General features: G+C 39.6%; 19 protein-coding genes, 2 tRNA genes and 1 pseudogene. 4 read left to right on the top strand and 18 right to left on the bottom strand.

The window, feature by feature from the left end; all coding sequences use genetic code 11:
- Positions 1–228 precede the first annotated feature (228 nt).
- The 3 genes from QUF49_RS19790 to QUF49_RS19800 are packed head-to-tail and all read right to left on the bottom strand — an operon-like array spanning position 229 to position 6,018.
- The gene (locus tag QUF49_RS19790; protein ID WP_289497407.1) at positions 229–3,240 is read right to left on the bottom strand and encodes a type I restriction endonuclease subunit R; all 3,012 of its coding nucleotides are present in this window, start codon (positions 3,238–3,240) and stop codon (positions 229–231) included.
- Positions 3,219–4,535 (bottom strand): restriction endonuclease subunit S, encoded by a 1,317-nt coding sequence (locus QUF49_RS19795; RefSeq protein ID WP_289497409.1) that lies wholly within the window; start codon positions 4,533–4,535, stop codon positions 3,219–3,221. The genes QUF49_RS19790 and QUF49_RS19795 overlap by 22 nt, the downstream gene beginning before the upstream one ends.
- Positions 4,522–6,018 carry a type I restriction-modification system subunit M gene (locus QUF49_RS19800; RefSeq protein WP_289497410.1) on the bottom strand — a complete coding sequence of 499 codons (1,497 nt, stop codon included), beginning with the start codon at positions 6,016–6,018 and terminating at the stop codon, positions 4,522–4,524. Before QUF49_RS19800 ends, QUF49_RS19795 begins: the two co-directional genes overlap by 14 nt.
- Before the next feature lie 233 nt (positions 6,019–6,251).
- On the opposite strand from QUF49_RS19800, the pseudogene QUF49_RS19805 reads away from it, so the two are divergent.
- A pseudogene (locus QUF49_RS19805) lies at positions 6,252–7,460 on the top strand (tyrosine-type recombinase/integrase).
- Between the two features lie 83 nt (positions 7,461–7,543).
- Here the strand turns inward: QUF49_RS19805 and groL are convergent.
- Both groL and groES read right to left on the bottom strand, forming a co-directional pair.
- The gene (groL, locus tag QUF49_RS19810; RefSeq protein ID WP_066242575.1) at positions 7,544–9,181 is read right to left on the bottom strand and encodes a chaperonin GroEL; all 1,638 of its coding nucleotides are present in this window, start codon (positions 9,179–9,181) and stop codon (positions 7,544–7,546) included.
- Between the two features lie 94 nt (positions 9,182–9,275).
- Positions 9,276–9,560, bottom strand: a complete 285-nt coding sequence (gene groES / locus QUF49_RS19815; protein ID WP_066242572.1) for a co-chaperone GroES — start codon at positions 9,558–9,560, stop codon at positions 9,276–9,278.
- A gap of 246 nt (positions 9,561–9,806) precedes the next feature.
- On the opposite strand from groES, the gene QUF49_RS19820 reads away from it, so the two are divergent.
- Together QUF49_RS19820 and QUF49_RS19825 are read left to right on the top strand one after the other, a co-directional pair.
- The gene (locus tag QUF49_RS19820; RefSeq protein WP_289497411.1) at positions 9,807–10,520 is read left to right on the top strand and encodes a CPBP family intramembrane glutamic endopeptidase; all 714 of its coding nucleotides are present in this window, start codon (positions 9,807–9,809) and stop codon (positions 10,518–10,520) included.
- Positions 10,517–10,723 carry a YdiK family protein gene (locus QUF49_RS19825; protein ID WP_289497412.1) on the top strand — a complete coding sequence of 69 codons (207 nt, stop codon included), beginning with the start codon at positions 10,517–10,519 and terminating at the stop codon, positions 10,721–10,723. Before QUF49_RS19820 ends, QUF49_RS19825 begins: the two co-directional genes overlap by 4 nt.
- A 287-nt stretch (positions 10,724–11,010) precedes the next feature.
- Here QUF49_RS19825 and tatC read toward each other — a convergent pair whose 3' ends face one another.
- Genes tatC through moaC form a run of 4 tightly spaced genes read right to left on the bottom strand, consistent with a single transcriptional unit; the run spans position 11,011 to position 13,191 of the window.
- Positions 11,011–11,793 carry a twin-arginine translocase subunit TatC gene (gene tatC, locus QUF49_RS19830; RefSeq protein ID WP_289497413.1) on the bottom strand — a complete coding sequence of 261 codons (783 nt, stop codon included), beginning with the start codon at positions 11,791–11,793 and terminating at the stop codon, positions 11,011–11,013.
- A 12-nt stretch (positions 11,794–11,805) separates the two neighbouring features.
- Entirely contained in the window at positions 11,806–11,988 is a 183-nt protein-coding gene (locus tag QUF49_RS19835) for a twin-arginine translocase TatA/TatE family subunit (RefSeq protein ID WP_066242562.1), read from the bottom strand.
- A gap of 18 nt (positions 11,989–12,006) precedes the next feature.
- Positions 12,007–12,642 carry a redox-sensing transcriptional repressor Rex gene (locus tag QUF49_RS19840; RefSeq protein WP_289497415.1) on the bottom strand — a complete coding sequence of 212 codons (636 nt, stop codon included), beginning with the start codon at positions 12,640–12,642 and terminating at the stop codon, positions 12,007–12,009.
- 45 nt (positions 12,643–12,687) lie between these two features.
- Positions 12,688–13,191 carry a cyclic pyranopterin monophosphate synthase MoaC gene (gene moaC, locus QUF49_RS19845; RefSeq protein ID WP_289497416.1) on the bottom strand — a complete coding sequence of 168 codons (504 nt, stop codon included), beginning with the start codon at positions 13,189–13,191 and terminating at the stop codon, positions 12,688–12,690.
- A 402-nt stretch (positions 13,192–13,593) separates the two neighbouring features.
- Between moaC and QUF49_RS19850 the strand changes: the two genes are divergently transcribed.
- Positions 13,594–15,534, top strand: a complete 1,941-nt coding sequence (locus QUF49_RS19850) for an ABC-F family ATP-binding cassette domain-containing protein (RefSeq protein WP_289497417.1) — start codon at positions 13,594–13,596, stop codon at positions 15,532–15,534.
- Positions 15,535–15,840: 306 nt separating this feature from the next.
- Here the strand turns inward: QUF49_RS19850 and tsaD are convergent, their stop codons facing one another.
- The 9 genes from tsaD to QUF49_RS19895 all read right to left on the bottom strand — a co-directional run bounded on the left by tsaD (position 15,841) and on the right by QUF49_RS19895 (position 22,818).
- Positions 15,841–16,857 (bottom strand): tRNA (adenosine(37)-N6)-threonylcarbamoyltransferase complex transferase subunit TsaD, encoded by a 1,017-nt coding sequence (gene tsaD, locus QUF49_RS19855; RefSeq protein WP_289497418.1) that lies wholly within the window; start codon positions 16,855–16,857, stop codon positions 15,841–15,843.
- The gene (rimI, locus tag QUF49_RS19860; RefSeq protein ID WP_289497419.1) at positions 16,854–17,303 is read right to left on the bottom strand and encodes a ribosomal protein S18-alanine N-acetyltransferase; all 450 of its coding nucleotides are present in this window, start codon (positions 17,301–17,303) and stop codon (positions 16,854–16,856) included. The genes tsaD and rimI overlap by 4 nt, the downstream gene beginning before the upstream one ends.
- 9 nt (positions 17,304–17,312) lie before the next feature.
- Entirely contained in the window at positions 17,313–18,008 is a 696-nt protein-coding gene (gene tsaB / locus QUF49_RS19865; protein ID WP_289497420.1) for a tRNA (adenosine(37)-N6)-threonylcarbamoyltransferase complex dimerization subunit type 1 TsaB, read from the bottom strand.
- Positions 18,008–18,460, bottom strand: coding sequence for a tRNA (adenosine(37)-N6)-threonylcarbamoyltransferase complex ATPase subunit type 1 TsaE (gene tsaE / locus QUF49_RS19870; RefSeq protein ID WP_289497421.1), 453 nt, complete (start codon positions 18,458–18,460; stop codon positions 18,008–18,010). Before tsaE ends, tsaB begins: the two co-directional genes overlap by 1 nt.
- Positions 18,461–18,469: 9 nt before the next feature.
- Positions 18,470–19,468 (bottom strand): thiamine-phosphate kinase, encoded by a 999-nt coding sequence (gene thiL / locus QUF49_RS19875; protein ID WP_353958324.1) that lies wholly within the window; start codon positions 19,466–19,468, stop codon positions 18,470–18,472.
- 369 nt (positions 19,469–19,837) lie between these two features.
- A tRNA-Asp gene (locus tag QUF49_RS19880) sits at positions 19,838–19,913 on the bottom strand.
- 51 nt (positions 19,914–19,964) lie between these two features.
- A tRNA-Met gene (locus QUF49_RS19885) sits at positions 19,965–20,041 on the bottom strand.
- A 139-nt stretch (positions 20,042–20,180) separates the two neighbouring features.
- Positions 20,181–21,560 carry an amino acid permease gene (locus QUF49_RS19890; RefSeq protein ID WP_289497422.1) on the bottom strand — a complete coding sequence of 460 codons (1,380 nt, stop codon included), beginning with the start codon at positions 21,558–21,560 and terminating at the stop codon, positions 20,181–20,183.
- A gap of 109 nt (positions 21,561–21,669) precedes the next feature.
- Positions 21,670–22,818 carry a trans-sulfuration enzyme family protein gene (locus QUF49_RS19895; protein WP_289497423.1) on the bottom strand — a complete coding sequence of 383 codons (1,149 nt, stop codon included), beginning with the start codon at positions 22,816–22,818 and terminating at the stop codon, positions 21,670–21,672.
- Between the last annotated feature and the right edge of the window lie 92 nt (positions 22,819–22,910).

Here is a 22,910-nt window from a genome sequence, read left to right on the forward strand (position 1 = left end):
GCAGCATCATCGGGTTCCCAGCTTTGCACTAAAAGTGTTACACCCTTTGAAAACTACTTCCTCTGTCCTAGAATCTCTTTGATTCCTGAGACGGGGGTGGGTATTTTTCATAGTCATAACCCGCTACCCCTAAAAAGTGCACATCCCGAGAGACCTTCATCCTACCAAGTGTACTGATAATGAAAAAGACACCCGAAATGAGTGCCTAAATCAAAACATATATGATACCTACATATTAGCAGCCTGCAACTTAGCTTGCTCTAATACATCCTCAACAGCTTTAGGTTCTTTGTTAGGTGGATAATCCCATTTACGAAGAACCTTTTTAATGTATAATCTCATTCTTGCTTGTGCACTTTCTTTCTTATCCCAATCATGTGAACGATGTTCCATTACTGTCTTTGCTAAATCTTTAGCAATATTCAATAACGTCTCATCTTGAAGCAAAGATTTTATATCTGGATCAGAGCCTAGTACATCAAAGAATGCTTTTTCTTCGTAAGATAGACCTAACTGTGTACCTTCATTTATTGCATCTTCTAGTTCTTCTTTAAACCTTAGAAGCTCTTCAAACACTTCATAGACGTCTAAATGGTCGTTTCTATTGTGGTATTTCTCGATTATCTTCTTAAAGCGTTCAGAAAAACTTTTGCTTACCGTCATATTTTTCTTCTTTACATCTTTGAGTTTTTCTTTCATTACCCTCATTAAGATGTTTGTTGCTATGTTCTTTTGTGGAATTGCTTGAAGTTTTGCTATGTTTTCTTCATTTAAAAGATCAAAACTTTCATTTGATGTAGCTTCGGTTAATACCATAACACCATCTTCAAGTATCGCATTTTCTAATATTTTTGAAATACGTTCATTTACTTCTTTTAAGTCTGGTGTACCTTTATTAGATGATTTCATAATAAAGGAACGAACTGCAATAAAGTAAGCAATTTCTTCTTTAATTTCTTTGGATAACAAACCTGTACATATTTTATAAACATCTTTTAATTTCTTGGTTTCCGTTAAAAATAGTTGTTTTCTTTTTTCTGTAACCTGAGAATATTCCGCACCATCTCGAATAACTTCATAGCGCTTTTTATCACTCTCTCCAAAAAACGCATTATAATTAAATTTATGAAAATGATTACGTAGAACTTCTAAGATATTCAGCGCAATAACTTTTGCCTGCTCATTTTCCTGTACTTTATCTTGGTCACGACTTGTGTAAGTTTTCAAAGCTTCCATTAAGTTACGCTTCAAGCCAATGTAATCTACAACGAGTCCTCCAGTTTTACCTGGATAAACTCGGTTAACACGAGCAATAGCCTGCATCAAGTTATGAGCTTTCATTGGTTTATCTACATACATAGTGTCTAAGGAAGGCACATCAAAACCTGTTAGCCACATATCTACAACTATAACAATCTTAAAAGGACTAGTAACATCCTTAAACTCTAATTCTCGGTCTTTTCTTGTTTGCTTGCTCCCGACTAGTTTTGCAAGCTCCTCTGGGTCTTGATTATTTGCAGTCATGACAATCTTAACTTTATCTACCCAGTCAGGTCTTTGTTCGGTTAATTCTTGATACATAGTGAAAGCTGTTTTGCGAGAGTAAGCAACTATCATAGCCTTACCTGCCACAAGATCTTTTCTATCTTCATAATGGCTAATAATATCAGTTGCAACTTGTTTAATTCGGTCTCTATCACCAATTATTAATTCCATTCTTGATAAGTGTTTTTGGCTTTCTTCAATGACGTAGTCTTCTACACCTTCATTTACTTGCATACGCCAATATTCCTTATCCACTTCACTCATCTGTGTTTCATCTAGTTTAACTTTCGCTAACCTAGATTCATAATATATCTTAACTGTTGCACCATCTTGAACAGCTTGAGTCATATCATAAACATCTATTACTTCGCCAAATAATCCTGTTGTTGATTTATCAGTAGTTTCTATCGGTGTTCCTGTAAAAGCAATGAATGTAGCGTTTGGTAATGAATCTCGTAAATACTTCGCATATCCATATTTCTGCTCGCCTGTCGTAAGGTCATACTTTGCATCAATTCCATATTGTGTACGATGGGCTTCGTCAACCATAACGATTATATTTTCACGGTCTGATAGAAGTCCTGTTTCTTCCTCAAACTTTTGTATTGTAGAAAAAATAATTCCACCAGTTTTTCTATTCTCAAGGAGGTCTTTAATATGACTTCTACTGTCTGCTTGAAGTGGAGACTGTCTTAAGAAGTCAGAAGCACCAGAAAAAGTTAAAAATAACTGTCCATCTAAATCATTTCTATCAGTAATAATAACTATAGTAGGATTCTTCAACCCTTCATGCTTAACTAAATTCCCTGATAGAAACACCATGGAATAACTTTTGCCACTACCTTGCGTATGCCATATTACTCCAGCACGTCTATCTGTCTGTGTTGCTCGAACTGTAGAAGCAATAGCCTTACTCATACCATAATATTGATGATATGCAGCCATTATTTTAGCGTCATTAGTAAAAAGAATAAAATTTTTAATTACACCTAGCATTCTTCGTTTCTCAAACAGTCCATACATCATCGTATCTAGTGGACGATTTTCAAGTATCGCATCTTCTGTATTTATCTTTTTCCATGCAGAAAAACGATCAAAAGAAGCTGTAATTGTACCTGCTTCTGTGTCGATACCATCACTTATCATTAGAAAGGCATTATAATAAAATAGTGAAGGAATGTGTACATTCATATAGTTTTTTAATTGTTTAAAGGCATCTTCAATTGTTACCTCTTCTCGAGATGCACTTTTTATTTCAACCACAACTAAAGGCATACCATTAACATACACAACTACATCAGGTATTTTCGAACCACCTTTTTCAAGAACTTCTAATTGATTTACTACTAGAAAATCATTATTATCAATGCTATCCCAGTCAACTAGAGAAACACGATGATAAATCGTTTCCCCATTAACAAATTCAGATACTTCAACAGTTTCTGTTAAATATTTCGCAAACACTTTGTTGTTAGTAAACACATCATTCGTATCGAACGTCCGAATTTTACGGATCGCTTCACGAATAACATCTGTAGATAACCCTTCGTTCAACTTCATTAGTGCTGCTTCCAAACGGTCAAACAATAATACTTCTTTAATGTCTCTTGGTAGCCTACTACCATGGAGGTATTCATATCCGAGCTCTTGAAAATATTCTAAAACAACATTTTCTAATTGCTCTTCTGTAAACATTCCTCAACCTCCTCTTCAGCTTTTGGGATACGTATTTCACCTGCTATTAATTTGGTCAAAAGGCTATCTCTCAATGTTTTTATTTTATTATTTTCTTGGGAAACTGTCTGAAGCCTACTCACAACTGGGTCCATTATCTTATTAAAATTTTCAATTATAGTATCTGAAGGTAGAATTATCTTTAAATTCCTAAAATCGGTTTTATTAAATTTAGGTTGTGCACTACCACCTAGGATCCCCTTAATACTTTCTTGTCCATTATGGCTTGTAAGATAATAATAAATAAAATTATTATATTTATTGTCTTCTAACATAATACTGTTAGGTCCAAGAGTCATTGGTTTTTCCAGCTTAGGTGCTTTGAATACTGTTCCAGCATTTGCACCAACGTTAGAGATAATAATCTCTCCACCATTTAACTTTGATTTTTTCAAGAAGTTATATCCTTTTTCATCTACATATACGAAGGGACCTTTAAAATTTCTTTTATAATCTACAAGTCTAATTAAAATTGCATAACCATTTGCATCAGATGTATTGACATTTTCTTTTAATGAAGCAAAACTTCCATTGGCAACATAATCAGTAATATTAATAAAATCACCTATTTTTTTTATTTCCCATCCCTTAGGAATCAATCCTAATTCACTATCAACTAGCTTATCATTGCTTGTTTTAAAAGATAAACCATCAACATCTAGGACATCAAAATCTAAAAACCAATTTTTAAAAATAGCATTTGCTATATCATTTAAGGATTTAGAAATATTATTATTTACCTCAATTTTTTGATAGAGCGGTTCTAATAATTCTACTATCCTAATTTGTTCTTGATAGGGTGGTAAGAAAAATTCAAATTCCTTTATCTGTTTTGCACTAATATGTGGAATTGATGTTCCTGTCTTAATAGAACTAACATAATTAATAAAGTTGGTATTATCAATTAAGTAATAAATATATTTTTGATTAATATCTTTTTTAGCACGTAATGCTGCTACTCGTTGTACAAGTAATAATGGCAAGTCACCTTTTTTTATCCTTGTATAATTCTGACCAACTAAAGAACCATCCATTCCAATAACTACATCATCTTCCTTTAATAGATATTTTTTTGTATTTTCATCTATATCTTCCCAATACCTAGTATCGTCTCCCCACCTCAAATTCCCTTTAGTTACATTTTTCCCACGAACTAACCTCATCCCTAAACCATCTATATTAAATTCCTTACTTTTAAAAGGGTAACCAGTGAACACATCAATATAATTCCCTAATTTCACTTTAGTCCATGTCATAACCTATCACCGCCAATTGCTTTCGAATCTCTTTTTCTAACTCCGTTGATTCCTCAAAATGTTGTGAAAGCATAGACGTTAACCTCTGCATCTTTTCTTCAAAAACCTCACCATCATCGTCTTCTTCACTATAGCCTACATAACGTCCTGGAGTTAAGTAATAATCAAAAGCTTGTATTTCTTCTATTGTTGCTTCTTTGCAAAAACCTTGTTGGTCTTCGTATGTCATATCATTCTGCCAATTTATAAATGTATCAGCAATCTTTCTAATGTCTTCATCTGTTAATTCACGCAAACTACGACTAACCATAGTACCAAGCTTTCGACCATCAATGAATAATGTTTTACCTTTATGTTTCTTATTACGATTTAATATCCAAACACTAACAGGTATACCAGTGGTGTAAAATAATCTATCGGGTAAACCCACTATTGCTTCAACAATGTCTGCGGCGATTATATTCTTTCGAATTTCCCCTTCACTTGAAGTGTTGGATGAAAGGGAACCATTTGATAAAACAATTGCAGCTTTACCATTTTGACCTAATTTATCAATCATATGTTCCAACCACGCATAGTTTGCATTTCCAGCAGGTGGTGTTCCATACCTCCAGCGAGGATCATCTAATAAGCTAGGTTGTCCCCAATCACTGTCATTAAAAGGGGGATTAGCCAATACATAATCCGCCTTTAATGTCTTATGTAAGTCATTGTGAAAAGTGTCTGCATTTTTCGAACCTAAATTACTTTCTATTCCACGTATAGCTAAGTTCATCTTTGCGAGTTTCCATGTTGTTGGATTTGACTCTTGCCCATAAACAGAAATATCAAATTTACTACCACTATGTTCTTCTACAAATTTTAACGATTGAACGAACATTCCACCACTTCCACAAGCAGGATCATATACATAGCCTTTATATGGTTGTAACATTTCAACCATTAATTTAACAACGCTTTTAGGAGTATAAAACTCTCCTCCACCTTTTCCTTCATTCGCTGCAAATTTCCCTAGGAAGTACTCATAAACACGACCTAGAACGTCCTTTTCCTTAGCCTCACTACCACCAACATTCATATTTGTAAATAAATCAATAATTTCACCTAAAATACGCTTGTCTAATTCAGGACGTGCATAGCTTTTTGGCAATACTCCCTTCAAAGTATCGTTTTCTTTCTCTATTGCATCTAAAGCGTTGTCAACGACTTTGCCAATTTCAGGTGTTTTTGCATATTCTGCGATAAAAGACCAGCGCGCATTGGATGGTACCCAAAAAATACCTTCTGCCATATATGCATCACGATCTTCTGCGAAATCAGGATCTAAATCCATTAATTCTTGCCATTTCTCATTAAAAGAATCAGATACATATTTTAAAAAGATTAAACCTAATACGACGTGCTTGTACTCTCCTGAATCCATATTATTTCTTAACTTATCTGCTGCTGCCCATAGCTTTTCCTCAAATCCTATAACCGCCATTTATATATCTCCTTTTCAAGTGCAATTTACAAATTATTTACAGTCTTATTATATCAAAAAATCAAGATATGTTCTGTTTTCATCACACATCTTCTTTTATTTCCTAATATAACCACTTGCTTATTTCTCTGTTCCCGCAATTTAAGTACATGGACAAAAGTATTCACTTCATTAACAGTGGAAATAATAGATAACCATTGAAAAACACTACACTAAGAAAAGAGGTATGGAACATGAAAGGAAGCATTTTTCGTAGAGGCTGTACTTGCAACAAAAAACGGTGCACGTGCGGTTCTACCTGGCATTTCGTAATCGATATCGGGAGAGACCCAGTCACAGGTAAAAGAAAACAAAAAACAAAAGGTGGTTTTCGTACTAGACCAGAAGCTGAAGAAGATGCTAATGAACTTCTGTATGAGATCAATCAAGGTTTGTATGTAGAAGAGCAAAACACCTTATTTAAAGATTTCGCAAGCGAATGGCTTCCAATGTATAGCGAAAAAAATACGAAAAACCTGAGACTATTCGTATTAGACAGCATGAAATCAATAAATTATTGCCTTACTTTTCTCTTTTAAAGCTAAAGGATATTACACCTAAAAGATATCAAGATGCTTTAAATGACTTAAAAGAAAAAGGATATGCTGACAACACATTGGATGGTGTACATCGAACTGGCAGAAAGATTTTCAAGAAGGCCATTGAAATGCGATTGATTAAAAATGATCCAACAGTATTCGCTTATGTAAAAAAAGATAGAAAAAATATTGAGGAATTAGAAGAGCAAGAAATTCCAAAGTATATGGAAAAGGAAGAGTTAGCAAAACTGTTGCAAACATCAGCTAATCAAGGATTAGATTTAGATTATTTAATCTTTCTTACTCTTTCTTATACAGGAATGCGTGTTGGCGAATTAGTAGCACTTAAATGGAGAGATATTGAATTTGAAAAAACACCATTAGTATTACGAAAACCTATTACAATCCAACAAATAACACACTGGAATATACAGGTAGTAACACCTAAGACCAGAAAATCAAGACGAATCATAGTAGTAGAATAAGAGGTTATCAGCGCTCTTAAGAAGCATATGTTATCACAAAAGAAAGTTAGGTTGAAATGTGGTGAAGCATATCATGATGAAGGATTTATTCTTGCTAAGAAAGAGAGACAGCTAGGCTATCCAGTCTTTATTAAGACTGTAGAAAACAGAATGGCACGATTACTGAAGTTAGCTGGCTTAAATCAAGAACTAACTCCCCCATTCTTTACGCCATACTCACACCTCATTATTAGCTGAGGCCAAGGTAGGGTTAGAGGAAATTATGGATCGACTTGGTCACTGTGATGATGAGACAACAAAAAATGTCTACTTGCATGTTACTAAAGAAATGAAAAAAGAAGCTTCCCACAAGTTTGCTCAACTTATGAGAAGCATCTGATTAAAAGAGAAATGTTAGCAACCTGTTAGCATTTAACTTTCTCTATTATAAAACCCCAATATATCAAGGGTTTAAGGGGTAAATTACATCATACCGCCCATTCCACCCATGCCCATGCCGGACATGTCAGGCATTCCGCCGCCAGCGTTTTCTTCTGGCTTATCCGCGATTACTGCTTCTGTTGTTAAGAACATAGCAGATACGGATGCTGCGTTTTGTAGAGCTGAACGTGTAACTTTTGTTGGGTCAACGATTCCGGATTCGAACATGTTTACCCACTCGCCAGTAGCAGCGTTAAATCCAACTCCGATTTCTTCGTTCTTCAGACGCTCAACCACTACAGATCCTTCAAGACCTGCGTTGTGTGCGATTTGGCGAACTGGCTCTTCTAGTGCACGAAGTACTAGTTTCACACCTGTTAACTCGTCGCCTGTCGCTTCTACTTGAGCGATCGCTTTTAGCACGTTAACTAGAGCTGTACCACCACCGGATACGATACCCTCTTCAACCGCTGCACGCGTTGAGTTTAGTGCGTCTTCGATACGAAGTTTACGCTCTTTTAGTTCAGTTTCTGTAGCTGCACCAACTTTGATTACTGCTACTCCACCAGCTAATTTCGCTAAGCGCTCTTGTAATTTTTCTTTATCAAACTCAGAAGTTGTTTCTTCGAGTTGTGCTTTGATTTGGTTAACACGAGCTGCGATCTTAGAAGAGTCTCCAGCACCTTCAACGATTGTTGTGTTCTCTTTTGTAACAACAACTTTAGAAGCTGTACCAAGCTGCGTGATGTTCGCAGTCTTAAGGTCAAGACCTAGCTCTTCTGTGATTACTTCACCGCCAGTTAGTACTGCGATGTCTTCTAGCATTGCTTTACGGCGGTCACCGAATCCAGGAGCTTTAACAGCTACTGCATTGAATGTTCCGCGAAGCTTGTTAACTACTAATGTAGCAAGTGCTTCACCTTCAACGTCTTCAGCAATCAACAATAGAGATTTCCCTTGTTGTACCACTTGCTCAAGAACTGGAAGGATTTCTTGGATGTTCGTAATCTTCTTATCTGTGATAAGGATGTACGGGTTCTCAAGCTCTGCTTCCATCTTGTCAGAGTTTGTTACCATGTATGGAGATGCGTATCCGCGGTCGAACTGCATACCTTCAACCACTTCAAGCTCTGTTGTGAATCCTTTAGATTCTTCGATTGTGATAACGCCGTCGTTTCCAACGCGCTCCATCGCTTCAGCAATCAATTGTCCTACTTCTTCGTCAGCTGCAGAGATCGCCGCAACTTGCGCGATAGACTCTTTGCCTTCGATTGGTTTAGAGATCGCTTTTAATTCTTGAACAGCAGCAGCTGTCGCTTTTTCGATCCCTTTGCGAAGTACCATTGGGTTTGCTCCGCTAGTTACGTTCTTTAATCCTTCGCGGATCATCGCTTGAGCAAGAACGGTTGCAGTTGTTGTTCCGTCCCCTGCTACGTCGTTCGTTTTGCTCGCAACTTCAGCTACAAGCTTAGCACCCATGTTTTCGAATGCATCTTCAAGTTCGATTTCTTTTGCGATTGTCACACCGTCATTTGTGATTAGAGGAGAACCGAATTTCTTCTCAAGCACAACGTTGCGTCCTTTTGGTCCAAGTGTTACTTTTACAGCGTTCGCTAGCGCATCAACACCACGAAGCATTGAGCGGCGTGCGTCTTCACTAAATTTAATATCTTTAGCCATGTAAAAACCCTCCCATTAATTTTATAAGTTAGTGACTTACATATGCTTTATTTATGTAGCTTCAAAATATTGAAGCTTCCAAGTTACCTAACGATTAGCCTACGATCGCTAATACGTCAGACTCACGAAGAATCAAGTATTCTTTACCTTGGTACTTTACTTCTGTACCAGCGTATTTTGAGAAAATAATCGTGTTTCCTTCAGAAACTTCTAAAGAGATACGCTCGCCGTTATCCGTCACACGGCCCGTACCTACAGCAACAACTTTTCCTTCTTGAGGCTTTTCTTTTGCTGAATCTGGCAATACAATGCCGCTTGCAGTTTTTTCTTCACCTTCTACAAGCTCAATAATAATACGGTCACCTAATGGCTTTAACAAGTGAAACACCCTCCTTAAATAGTTAAAAGAATTTCTTATTAGCACTCTTAGTTAGTGAGTGCTAACTCCATTTCTAATAATAAATAAAACTAAAAAATTTTGCAAGCGGGAAATTTAAAATTTAATCTGAATTCTTCTTAAATTCGATATCCTCGCGAGCCCTGCCTATTCTATGTTAAAATGGGTAAGCATATAAAGAGGTATCAGACTTAAATTCTTGGGTGCGGAAGTAAAGGAGAAGGTAATTTGAAGAAAAAATATTGGTGGATCATCTTCATATATATCGCTATGCAATTCTCAGGCTACATCGGAGTTCCTCTTCTAAACGAACTTGGTGTTCCTAGAAAACAACTATTTGGAATGTGGGGAACGATCAGTTTCATTGCCGCTCTTATTATCATCCTTTACATGCTGATTCCTGAAATGAAAAGCAGGCACAGAGACTCTGAGCGCGTATCAAGAGGTTCTGCTGTCCTATGGTCGATCATCGGAATTTTTATGGCTTATGCCGCACAGATTATCGCTAGCATGATCGAAATGAATCTGTTTGGCATTCAGCCAGGATCTGAAAATACGAAAAACCTTGTTGAAATCGTGAAAAACGTTAAATATTTTATGATTGTAACGGCCATCGTTGGGCCAATACTAGAAGAGATTATCTTCCGAAAGATTATTTTCGGCTCTCTTCATAAACGCTTTAATTTCTTTATTTCTGCTTTGATCAGTTCTCTAATCTTTGCTGCTGTTCATGCGGACTTTACACACTTGTTAATCTATACGGCAATGGGCTTCACGTTCGCATACCTGTATGTTCGCACAAAACGCCTCATTGTTCCAATCGCGGCACACGTTGCCATGAATACGCTCGTTTTGATCGTTCAAGTATTCTTTGCTGACGAGATTCAGAAGATGGAAAAGCAGCTAGAAACAGCGCAATTGATTATTGGAGGACTATTATGAAGACATCACCACTGTTTATGGCATTTTTATATTTAGGGATCGGACTTGTCTTTACATACTTGGCGGTCCACTACTCTAACGAGTACGGCATGACGAGCTTCTGGACGATCATTACGATGGTCGTAGCAACCTTTGATTTTGCCAATGCCATCCGCTATTTCGCGTTAAACAACCACTTAAAAAGAAAACGGAAGAAGAAATAATAGCAAAAACTGCCCCTTGATGGAGGCAGTTTTTTTGTGTGATGGTGGTGAATTTTGAATTGGACAGATTATTGGCTGAATTGGACAGCTTCTCTCTTCAATTGGACAGATTACCGTCATCAACAGAAAATGGCTCCCATGCACAGCCTCCTCTACAGAGCTTACTGTCGACTTTCGCTGATTTACTGTCCACTTTTGTAAATTTACTGTCCACTCTGCTCGTTTTACTGTCCACTTTAATTTTTCACAAAAAAAGAGGATCCTCCACGTTGGAGCAATCCTCTTTTTTAATCATGAAAAGCGGATTCCGCCTCAGCTTCTCGTTCCTTCACGAGGGCTTCGACTTCTGCTTTCATTCTTTTTTTGTACGCTGTTCTCGATATGATAATGCTAATCTCATATAAAAGTATAAGCGGAAATGTGACCATCAAGTGTGACAACAGTTCTGGCGGTGTGATGAGACCGGCTACTACTAAGATACCAAAGTAGGCTACCTTCCGGATGCTCTTTAACAAATCAGGTGTTACGATACCGAGCCTTGTTAAAAACATGATCAATACCGGAAATTGAAACAACAGTCCGAACGGCAGTGTGATGTTGAATAGGAATGAGAAGTATTCCTGAATTCCGTATTCTCCTTCAACACTTAAGGCCTCAGCGACATTTCCCATAAAGCTTACGACGAACGGAAAGAGAATAAAGTAAGAAAAGGCAAGTCCTGTTAAGAAGAGTACAAACGCGATCGGGATGTACATCAACGTTACTTTTCTTTCGTTCTCGTAAAGCCCAGGGCTGATGAATGCCCAAAGCTGATATAAGACCACTGGTGCTGATAAGACGAGCCCGATAAAGAAGGCGAACGTCATGTAGACATTCAGTGGATCAGTTAGATGAAAAGCGTTCATCTGAATGTTCTTTGCAATTGGATCACTTTGCAGATATACGATTACGGGCTTTGCTAAGAAAAATCCTGCGATCAAGAACAAAAAGAAGGCTAGAATTGCCCACATGATACGCTTTCTTAATTCGCCAATGTGACCGTATAGCGACATATTTTTTTCAGAGGTCATAGAAAAACATCCTTACTTCTTCAGTTGTTCGCTTTCCTTTTTGTTGTCATCTTCTTCGTCCATCATGCCTTTTGTAGCATTCTTGAACTCGCGAAGCGTTTTCCCTGCAGCTTTCCCTAGCTCAGGCAGCTTCTTTGGCCCAAACATAACAAGCGCTGCAAGTCCGATTACTGCGATACTTCCTGGTCCTAACATAACGATTACCTCCTTGGTTTAAGAGTAATTTTTCATAAAATAAACTAGCGATTGTAATTCAACGGCTAAATCAATATGATGCACACGAATTTTTGGCGAGACCGTTAACCGGGCTGGTGTAAAGTTCAATATCCCCGTTACACCTGCGCGCTCGAGCTGATCCGCGATCGGCTGAGCCGCTCCTACTGGTACTGTGAGAATGGCAACATCGATGTTCCGCTTCTGCAGTTCTTGCTCGATGTCTTCCGTGTGGTAGATGGGTACTCCCGCTATCTCTGTACCGATTTTTGCTGTATCTACATCAAATGCGATTTCTATCTTTGTATTATTATTTTTGGTGAAATTGTAGTGCAAAAAGGCAGTGCCTAAGTTACCTACTCCAATTAACGCCACTGTTGTTGTTTCGTCTTGGTTCAATGTTTTCGCGAAAAACGACAGCAGATAATTTACATTGTAGCCATAACCCTTTTTACCTAATGCGCCAAAGTAGGAAAAATCTCTGCGAATCGTTGCAGAATCTACTTTAACCGCTTCACTTAATTCAGCTGAAGATACCCTTTGTTTACCGGAAGATGATAAGTTTTTCAAAAAACGATAATACAAGGGCAGCCTTTTTGCTGTTGCATGTGGTATTTTTAACTGTTCTTGGTTCATATATGGAGCCCTCCATGTGTAGAAAGCTTATCTATTCCTATTGTATCATACTTTGTCAGGGCTTGAAGAACGTAGAAAGTCACCATTCTTTCCTCCTGTTTTGGACACAAGGTATGTAGGCCCGATCACCATTCCTTTATCTGCCGCTTTACACATGTCATAGACGGTAAGAGCTCCAGCAGAAGCCGCAGTTAATGCTTCCATCTCAACGCCGGTGCTTCCTTTTGTTTTAACTTCAGCTTGTATATTTAATTTATAGTTGCGGTTCTCCAATTCATCCCAGTGAAAGGATAGATCAACACCTGTAAGTGATAGTGGGTGGCACATCGGAATCCAGTCAGAGGTCTTTTTGGCAGCCATGATTCCAGCGACCTGCGCTACGGCTAGAACGTCCCCTTTTTTAAATCCATTATCTTTAATTTTAAGGAAGACTTCTTCTGAAACGGTTACCCCGCTTACCGCTATCGCTGTTCGGTGAGATGTTTCTTTTTCCGAAATATCGACCATTCGAGCACGGCCTTCTTCGTTAAAATGGGTAAACTCTGTCATAAAACCCCTCCTCATGATGAATATACACGAAACCGCTTTTATTGTCGTTATGATTTTACTTGTAATTATTGCAAAATGTTGAACATTCCCTTTGTTGGCGCGAATCTCCAAACTACGCTAAACTACTAAGTAGACAGGGTTTGATTGTTATTTAAAGACTGATTGCATGTTGAAAGTAGTTGATTTCCGCTTCAGGCGCTTCGCTTTCCGCGGGGCAGGCGGTGAGCCCCTTGCCGCTTTGCGCCATTAAGGGTCTCACCTGACCGCTTGTCCCGCAGGAGTCTCGCACCTTGCGCTACAACCAACTTTTCAAAGAAGTATTTTTACTGCATTTTTAAGTAAAACAATCTTTTGAAACAGAGTCTTTAAGTAAAACCACCCGTTTTTACAGAGGTGAATGAAATGATTATTTTACAAGTTCAGGACGTTACGAAGTCTTTTGGTGCGGACGTCATTTTATCGAATATAAAATTAGAGGTTCAAAAAGGTGAGCGCATTGCTTTAGTTGGAAGAAACGGTGCTGGCAAGTCTACGCTTCTTCGTGTAATAACTGGTGAGTATTCCTATGATTCTGGTCATATCATGATTCCTAAAGACGTTAAGACAGGGTACCTTGCGCAAGACGCCGGGCTGGACTCTGATGAAACAATCTGGAACGAGATGCTTTCTGTTTTTGAAGATCTTCGTAAAAAAGAGAAAAAGCTGCGTGAGATGGAAGCGCGTATGGGCGATCCGGAAGTCATCGAAAATGAAGTTGAATACGAACGCCTCCTTAAAGACTACGACGCACTGCAAGTCACGTTTAAAGATGAAGGCGGCTATCAGTACGAAGCTGAGATCCGCACGGTGCTGCACGGCTTTCAATTTGCCGATTTTGATCGCGATACGAAGATCAATACGCTGAGCGGAGGCCAAAAAACACGCCTTGCGCTGGCAAAGCTCCTTTTAACGAAGCCGGATCTTCTTATTCTTGATGAGCCGACCAACCACTTAGACATCAAAACACTAACGTGGCTTGAGCAGTATTTGCAGAGTTATCCAGGCGGTATATTGATCGTTTCCCATGACCGTTATTTCCTTGATAAGATTGTAACGACTGTTTATGAAGTATCGAGAAAGCGATCATTCCGATTCGTAGGAAATTATTCTAGCTATCTCGAGCAAAAAGCAGAGCGATTTGCTCAAGAGATGAAAGAGTTTGAGAAGCAGCAAGATCAAGTGGCGAAGTTAGAAGATTTTATTCAGCGTAACATTGTGCGTGCTTCTACAACGAAACGAGCTCAAAGCCGTCGTAAGCAGCTTGAGAAGATGGAGCTGAAAGAGCGTCCCGCTGGTGCTGAAAAGTCTGCTTCGTTCTCGTTTGATATTGAAAAACAAAGCGGCAATGACGTGCTGAAACTGGAGAATGTGAGCACGGGTTATGAAGACGATGAACCGTTATTTAAAAACGTTCAATTAGCAGTTAACCGCCAGGATAGCGTCGCGATTGTCGGACCGAACGGAATCGGCAAATCGACTCTGCTAAAAGTCATTCGAAAAAAATTGCCGCTCATATCGGGCGATATACGCTATGGCAGCGGGCTGAAGATCTCTCACTATGACCAAGAACAGGCGGACCTCCATTCACGCAAAACACTTTTAAACGAACTGTGGGATGACTATCCGGAAAAAACGGAAAAAGAGATTCGTTCCATACTCGGACAGTTCCTGTTTAGCGGTGACGATGTGCTGAAGCTTGTTACGGAGTTAAGCGGTGGTCAGAAAGCACGGCTTGCACTTGCAAAGCTTATGATGGAAAAAGGGAACCTCCTTCTTCTGGACGAGCCGACGAACCATTTGGATTTGGATAGCAAAGAAATTCTAGAACAAGCACTAATTTCTTATCCAGGTACGATCCTATTCGTGTCGCATGACCGTTATTTTATAAACCGCATCGCAACGAAGGTCGTTGAACTCGCACCAACCGGTATGACCGAATATTTGGGTGACTACGACTATTACACAGAGAAAAAGAACGAGATGAAAGCCCGGGAAGAAATTGCTGAGCGTCAGAAAGCAGAAAACGCAGTAAACACACCTTCCTCAAACCAGGTGAACGGTGCAAAAAACTCGATCGATAAAGAAGCGAAAAAACAAGATCGAAAACGCCAGCGCCGCATTGAGGAAATCGAAGGTCTTTTAGAAGGGCTCGAAAGCAAGATAACTTACGCAGAGGGCGAGCTTTGTAAACCAGAAGTATTCCAAGACTACGAAAAAACACAAGAGTTCCAATCACAGCTAGATAAGTTGAACGAAGAAATGGAATCCTTAATGGAAGAATGGGAAGAACTGCAGAACGCATAAACTAAAGGCTGGCATCCTCACAAAGTTGTGAGGCATGTCAGCTTTTTCATTTATCCACAGTTCGACTTGTGGATTTCATTGTTAAATTAAAGTTATCCACTTTATCCACACGAACATGTGTATACTTTATGTGAATTGTGTATAACATAAACCCTTTATTTCAAATGTTTCAAAAGCGCTGTCCACATTATCCACAATCCTGTGTATAACTTTTCCACAAAAAATAAGGGGTATTGTGTCGAATGGGGTCTACTTCGGTCGATAAATAAAAAAGCTCTTTCCCCATTAGGAAAAGAGCTTACCTTTTTATTGTGCTTCTAAATCAAGTCCTGGTACACCGTTTAATGACATGTCTCCTCGCGTATCCTTTTGATACGCAACACTGCCCGCTGCTGCAATCATAGCCGCATTATCTGTGCATAAGTGCAGCGGTGGAATCACTAGGTCATACTGTGTTCCTGCAAACCGCTTCTCTAACGTTTGGCGAAGACCTTTGTTTGCTGCTACTCCACCAGCTAGCAATACTTGCTTCACGTTATATTGCTCTGCAGCACGGTACGTTTTTTCCACAAGCACTTCCACAACGCTCGCTTGAAAGCTTGCTGCTAAGTCTTCTGGTTTAATCACTTCACCGCGCTGCGCTGCATTGTGAACCGTGTTGATTACTGCAGACTTCAACCCGCTAAAGCTAAAATCAAGTGAATCAGGTTCTAGCCAAGCTCGAGGCAAGTCAATGTTCGGTTCCCCTTCTTGCGCCAGCTTATCGATATGAGGACCGCCTGGGTACGGCATGTTCAGCGTTCGCGCCACTTTGTCATACGCTTCCCCTGCTGCATCGTCCCTCGTTTCACCGATTACTTTAAATGTTCCGTGCTCCTCCATTAAAACAAGCTCGGTATGTCCGCCAGAAACGATTAGGGACAGCAATGGAAAAGTCATCTCTTTTACAAGTCGGTTTGCATAGATGTGTCCTGCAATATGATGCACAGGAACGAGCGGCAAGCCGTGTGCAAAGGCAAATGCTTTAGCAGCATTAACACCGATCAACAGCGCGCCGACTAACCCAGGACCTTCTGTTACAGCGACTGCTGTTAAATCCGAAGGCTCAATTTCCGCTTGATTCAAGGCTTCTTCGATCACGATCGTAATTTGTTCCACATGATGGCGTGACGCCACCTCAGGAACGACACCGCCGAATCGTTTATGACTCTCTATTTGAGAGGCAACAACGTTTGCGAGCACCTCTGTGCCGTTCTTTAGAATCGCAACAGCTGTTTCGTCACAGCTTGTTTCTATCGCTAATATCAATTCATTTTTTATCATAATTCCACCCACATTACTAAAGCATCTTCACCATTATCGCTATAATAGTTTTTTCGAATACCGCCTGCTTCAAATCCAAGCTTTTTATATAATTTCTGCGCAACATGATTGCTTACGCGCGCTTCTAGCGTCATCGTTCGAGCACCCTGTGCTTTCGCAAGCTTAATGGCTTCTTTCATGAGCATTTCCCCAAGCCGTCTCCCTCTGTACGACGGCAGAATCGCAATATTCGTTACGTGTGCTTCGTCCATAACAAGCCAGATTCCACAATAACCGATCGGCTGAAAGGAATCTTCAATCACGAGGTAATAGGCGAATTGGTTCTCAACAATCTCTCTATAAAAAGCTTCTCTGGACCAAGGAACGGTAAACGACGCTTGCTCAATCCCTAAAATATCATCAATATCACTTACTTTTGCCAACCTGAATGTATAAGCCTCTCCCATCAGTTATCCCTACTTCCCCTGTGACTTCAGCCAGTTCACTTCTGCTTCAGCCAACTGAAGATAGCTTGGAGTAAATGAATGGATATCATCCGGATCTCTCAACATTCCGATACGGCCTAGTTCACTCGGCCGCGGATTATGATCCGATACAGTCCCAAGTACTGCTTGATCTCCTAACACTTCTTTTATCGTATCCTGATGCAGTGGAAGATCGTTTCCAACAAATAAAATTCTCTTATCTAATGTTTTCAGCTTTTCCAGCCAATCACTTAATAAAATGATCCGGTCCTCCCAAAGATTTTGAAATTCTCCTGATTCATCTTGGCCGTAAAGCCCTGTAAATAATTGCGTACGGCGCGCATCAAATAGCGGCACCACAAACCCGTCAAAATATTTACCGCTTTGAGCTAAGACTTCTAAACTCGAGACACCTACAAGGTCTTTTTTCAGCGTCCAAGCGAGTGTCTTTGCGATTGTTACGCCGATTCGAACTCCTGTGTAAGATCCTGGTCCTTTGGCAACCACGATTCGACCCAGATCAGCAGGTTTTACGCCTGTCTCTTTAAGCACTTCTTCAATTGCTGGCATGACTCGTATCGAATGATTCTTTTTTAAATTTGTAATATACTCACCGTGCACTTTTCCTTCATCCAATACAGAGATCCCCATCACAAGATTGGATGTATCTATTGCAAGAACTTTCATTACATAATCTCCTTAACACGTTCTTCGTATCTGTTGCCGATAGGTGTTACTTGTATCTCGCGCTCTTCATCGCCTTTATTTGATATCACGAGCTCCAATCTCTCCTCTGGCAAATACTCTTCTATAAAAACTGCCCACTCAACCACACAGACTCCGTCACCTGAGAAATACTCTTCAAAGCCTAGATCTTCATCAGAGTCTTCTAAACGATACACGTCCATATGATATAACGGCAACCGGCCTTTGTATTCTTTAATGATAGTAAAAGTAGGAGAGTTCACTGTGCGCGTAATCCCGAGTCCTTTTGCGAGTCCTTTTGTGAAAGTCGTCTTACCTGCTCCAAGATCTCCAGCAAGAGTAAGCACATCTCCTTTTTGAAGAATAGAGCCTAGCTTTTCCGCAAAAGACATCGTTTCTTCCGCTGACTTCGTTTTGTAATGATATGTAATCATGCCTTCTCCTTACCTTTCCCTAAAATGATTAAAACCTTTTTTCTCGAGAAGTTCTGGCTCCTCATTCTTTTTATGCAGATAAACGGCTGTCTTACCAGCTTCTCCAACTTTCCCAATTTCATATAGGGGAAGGGAATGTTTTTGGAATGCTGCAGCCAGTTTCACAAAGTCTTCTTTAGCAGCCGTTCCAACCAGCACATAATCTTCTCCCCCATATAATTGGTGGGTAAGCCTATTATTTTCTTGTAATTCAGCGAAAGATGGACTGCCGGGCAGTTTGTCACTCTGGATATGTATCGTGATACCGCTTGATTCTGCAATCTCATTTAGTTCACTTGCAATTCCATCACTAACATCGTTCAGTGATACTCGAAAACCACTCTTAGCGAGAATTCTTCCTTGCTGAATATGAGGAGTAGGCATTTGATGCTGCTGAACCCACTGTTTCTCGTTATCTGTAAAAACGGAATGCCTTGTTTTCTCGAGTAATAGGTTGAGCCCTGCAGCAGATTCACCTGTTGTGCCTGTTAAAAATACGGAATCACCCGGCTTTGCATTGCTTCGGAAAAGATGTCTTCCTTTTTCTACTTTTCCAATAACCGTCACCGTTAATACAAGAGGTCCTTTTGTTGAAACGGTATCTCCGCCAATGAGATCTATATTAAATGTCTTCGCTAGTTCGTCCATTCCTTCATAGATCTCTTGCAGCTCTTTTTCGTTCCAGTCTGGAGAAATAGCAATAGAGACTAAATAGAACTGAGGAATACCGCCCATCGCTGCAATATCACTTACGTTCACAGCAAGCGCTTTGAAACCCACTTGATAGGGTGATAACGTATTTCTTGTAAAATGGACATCTTCAACCATTGTATCGACACATACTACTTGGTCCATGTGTTCGCTCACAGAGAAAAGAGCAGCATCATCACCAATGCCTGCCACTAGTTCTTTTTGAAAGAAGTGCTGAGGTGTGATGCTTTTAATCCAGTCAAATTCATCTTTAATCATAGATGAGCTCCTCTCTCTGGCCTTAACTTTGTTGTTTTTGGAAGTGGTTGATTTTCGTTACAGGTGCTCGCTTTCCGCGGGGCGGGCGGTGAGCCACTTGCCGCTTTGCGCCTCTAAGGGTCTCACCTGTCCCACTCGTCCCGCAGGAGTCTCACACCCTTCACTTCAATCAACAGATCAATGAAGAAAAGTAATAAAACAAATCAAAAACTTGAAATCTTATAATTACAACCTATAGCCTATAGCCAAATCAAATTATAAAAAAGCCTTAGGATCATAATAAAACTCCTAAGGTGACAGTAGTATATTTTTAGTTTAACTTACTTTTGGACATAAAAAAACACGAAACCTTGTTTCGTTTTTTGAAAGTGGCGGACCCGACCGGGGTCGAACCGGCGATCTCCTGCGTGACAGGCAGGCATGTTAACCACTACACCACGGGTCCAGCTTGTATGTAATTGATGTAGTTATTGTTTTAATAAAATTTAATAAAAATTGGTTGCGGGGACAGGATTTGAACCTGCGACCTTCGGGTTATGAGCCCGACGAGCTACCAGACTGCTCCACCCCGCGACGTTATAAAATGTTGTTTTTCTGGTTTTAGATAACAACTGTTTCGGACATTTATTAATATATCACGTTTATTAGTATGATGCAAGTGTTTTAAAAATATTAGGCACCGGAAATTTTATTTATTTCCAGTGCCTACTGTTTATGCTGCTTTATTGTTGTTTTCAGGGCGTTTGTTAAACCCTTTTGCATAATAGATAACTGTTAGTAATATTAACCAGAACGGCCCAACAATCAATGCAATTCGTGTATCTGGGAAGTATGCCATGATTCCCACCACGAAAATAAGAATAGTTAGTGCGATATATGATCCATAAGGGAAGAACGGCACTTTAAATTTCAATGCTTTCTTTTCCTCTGCACTTAAACCTTTACGGAACTTAAGTTGTGAGACGAGGATAATGGACCACGTCCAAATCGCTCCGAACGTTGAAATACTTGTCACCCAAACGAATACTTTTTCAGGAACTAAGTAATTCAGGATTACACCAATTAAAAGTGCTGCAGCAGAAACTAATACGGCTACAGACGGTACACCTGTTTTACTTACTTTATGAAGGCCTGCTGGTGCTTGTTTTTGTTCTGCCAGGTTGAACAGCATCCGACCTGTACTGAAAATCCCACTGTTACAGCTTGATAATGCTGCTGTTAGAACAACAAAGTTAATGATACCAGCAGCTTGTCCGATACCGATTTTTTCAAATGTAAGTACAAACGGACTTCCTTGCGTTCCGATCTGATCCCACGGATAGATGGACATGATAACAAATAATGCCCCAACGTAAAATAAAAGGATACGCCAGAAAACAGTGTTTACGGCTCTAGCAATCGATTTTTCAGGATTCTTTACCTCTCCTGCTGTTACACCGATCATCTCAATCCCTAAGAATGCAAACATAACCATTTGCATGGACATGAGGATTCCCTGCACTCCATTCGGAGCAAATCCGCCATTCTCCCAAAGGTTACTGATTCCTGTCGCAACGCCACCGTTACCAAAACCAAATAAAATCATGCCTAAACCTGTAACAATCATCAATACGATGGCAACGATCTTAATTAAAGCAAACCAGAACTCAAACTCTCCATACGCTTTAATCGCAAGAAGGTTAACGCTGGCCATGATGACCAATGCGGCTAACGCCCAAATCCATGTTGGCACATCTGGGTACCACATCTTCATATAAATACCTACAGCTGTTATTTCCGCCATACATGTTACGATCCATAAGAACCAATAATTCCAGCCAGTTAAATAACCAGCCAGTGGTCCAATATAGTTTTTTGCATATCGGCTAAAAGACCCTGCAACAGGCTGATGAATCGCCATCTCCCCTAGTGCTCGCATAATGATGAACATTACGGATCCACCGAGTGCATAAGCAAGTAAAATTGCTGGCCCCGCCATTTCAATCGCTGAAGCTGAACCTAAAAATAAGCCAACCCCAATAGCAGCTCCGAGTGACATAAGCGTAATATGTCTTTCCTCGAGCCCTCGATGTAATTCTTGTTTCGGCTTCATTTTTATGCCTCCCTTGATGTATATGATGAAGCGCTTTCACTCGGATATCATATCATAATTCGACAAAGTTGGACAATTCGTTTTTATTACAATTTAAAGCCCTAAAGTACTATACCTTTAGGGCTTTTTCAGCAGCGTTTTTGAATACCTCACAAATATCATCAATGTTTTCAATTCCAACTGATATACGGATTACATTTTTGTTTATTCCAAGCTTCTCAGACGTCTCTGCTGGCAATGAACGGTGAGACGTCCCTAATGGATAGGATACAGTTGTTTCAACACCCGCTAGAGTTGGAACAATATGAACCCAATCCAAAGATTTAAAGAATGTATGCACATCACTTTGTTCGTCAAGTTCGATTGTAACAATGGATGAATTCCCGGTTTCGCTCACAAACTCAGGATAGTATACTGTTTTAATTCCTGCTGTTTCTTTTAGCTCACGTGCTAATTCGGTTGCGTTAGAGATATGACGCTCCATACGCACGCTTAACGTCTTTAATCCTCTTGAAGCCAGCCACGCATCAAACGGTCCAAGATTACAGCCAAGATGAATCATTTTTGCTTGTGCTTTTACAACGAGATCTTCCCTGCCGACAACAACTCCAGCTGTAACATCACTATGCCCATTCAGATATTTGGTTGCACTGTGAACAACTAAATCTACACCCTTCGTGAACGGCTGTAACACATAAGGCGTTGCAAAAGTGTTATCAATCATCGTTGTAAGATTATGTTCTTTAGCAATTGCAACAAGTGACTCTAGATCTTCTACACGCAACAGAGGATTTGTTATGGATTCAGAATAGATCAGTTTTGTATTGTATTGAATATTTCTTTTTATTTCATCGGTATCTTTAAAGGAAACGAATGTCGTCTCGATTCCAAAGCTCCTTAAATCATCAGAGAGAAGCTGATATGTTCCTCCATAGAGATCATCACATGCTAAGATATGATCACCGCTTTGAACAACGGATAAGATGCCGACTAAAATGGCTGACATACCCGATGAAGTCACGACCCCCGCAGGAGCTTGTTCCAGCTGAGCCACACCATTCGCAAAATCATTCTGGTTGGGATTGTTCATTCTTGTATATAAGTAATCGTTCTTTCCTCTAAAATAATCCTCTAAATCATCTAAGTCCGTAAAAGAAAAAGCCGATGTCTGGTAGATCGGATTGATTTTACTTACCGACTTTACACTTTTATGACCACTAGCATGTACACTGGAAGTATCAAAATGAACGTTTTTCATTATATATGGCCTCCCCATTGTTTTTAGTTTCTAGTGTAGCATAAATCTTTGTGGAAATAAGGTGTGGGGATTTGCTTGTACTCTAATTGTAG

Source organism: Fictibacillus sp. b24 (assembly GCF_030348825.1).
Lineage (GTDB): Bacteria > Bacillota > Bacilli > Bacillales > Fictibacillaceae > Fictibacillus.